Below are 1,208 nucleotides of genomic sequence, written 5' to 3'. Positions count from 1 at the left end.
AGGAGGAAGAGTAATGTCAAAAGAGAAGTATGAAAGGACGAAACCACACGTAAACATAGGGACGATAGGGCATGTAGACCACGGGAAGACAACACTTACAGCAGCGATAACGATGGTTTTATCAAAAGAGGGTAAGGCATCTGCGACTAAATATGATGAGATAGATAAGGCTCCTGAAGAGAAGGAGAGAGGAATAACAATAAATACAGCACACGTAGAATACGAGACGGACAAGAGGCATTATGCCCATGTAGACTGTCCCGGCCATGCAGATTACGTAAAGAACATGATAACAGGGGCTGCGCAGATGGACGGAGCCATACTTGTAGTAAGTGCGGCAGACGGTCCAATGCCACAGACTAGGGAACATATACTACTAGCGAGCAGGGTAGGAGTTCAGTATATAGTAGTATTTTTAAATAAAGCAGATCAGGTAGATGATCCTGAGTTATTGGAACTTGTAGAGATGGAAGTAAGGGATCTTCTAAGTGAATACGGATTTCCAGGAGATAAGGTACCAATAATAGTAGGAAGTGCTTTAGATGCACTGGAACACCCGGACGATCCTAAAGCCACGAAATGCATACATGAACTGATGGATGCGGTAGACAACTATATACCTACACCAGACAGGCCGACAGACAAACCATTTTTGATGCCAATAGAGGATGTTTTCACAATTACCGGCAGAGGTACTGTTGCTACAGGGAGAGTGGAGACAGGTGTGTTGAAGGTAGGAGACGAACTTGAGATAATAGGTTTGAGTGAAGAGAAGAAGAAGACGGTGTGCACTGGAGTGGAGATGTTCAGGAAGACACTTGACAAGGCAATAGCAGGAGACAATATAGGAGTTCTTCTAAGAGGGATACAGAGGGACGAAGTAGAGAGAGGCCAGGTGCTTGCGAAGCCAGGGACAGTACACCCCCACAAGAAATTTGTAGGCCAGGTGTATGTACTCAAGAAAGAGGAAGGCGGGAGGCACACTCCGTTTTTCAATGGATACAGGCCGCAGTTTTATTTCAGGACAACAGATGTGACAGGAACGATTGCACTGCCTGAAGGAGTAGAGATGGTAATGCCAGGAGATCACATAGATATGAATGTGGAGCTCATAACCCCTGTGGCAATGCACCAGGGACTGAGGTTTGCAATAAGGGAAGGCGGAAGAACAGTCGGTTCCGGCGTCGTAACTAAAATAGTCGAGTAAT

The 1,208-nt window shown here is 45.7% G+C and carries 1 protein-coding gene; it reads left to right on the top strand.

What is annotated here, in order from left to right; translation table 11 throughout:
* Positions 1 to 13 precede the first annotated feature (13 nt).
* Positions 14 to 1,207, top strand: coding sequence for an elongation factor Tu (gene tuf / locus AB8S09_RS15755; protein ID WP_294183143.1), 1,194 nt, complete (start codon positions 14 to 16; stop codon positions 1,205 to 1,207).
* Position 1,208: the final 1 nt, after the last annotated feature.

It is taken from the genome of Clostridium lapidicellarium, assembly GCF_041224415.1.
GTDB classification, from domain to species: domain Bacteria; phylum Bacillota; class Clostridia; order Clostridiales; family Clostridiaceae; genus Clostridium_B; species Clostridium_B lapidicellarium.
Note: the sequence above shows the minus strand (reverse complement) of the source record. Positions and strands in the feature narration are given on the sequence as shown.

Bases quoted from the DNA above. Each gene is read 5' to 3' on its own strand.
- tuf (WP_294183143.1), top strand. From the start codon at position 14: ATGTCAAAAGAGAAGTATGAAAGGACGAAACCACACGTAAACATAGGG.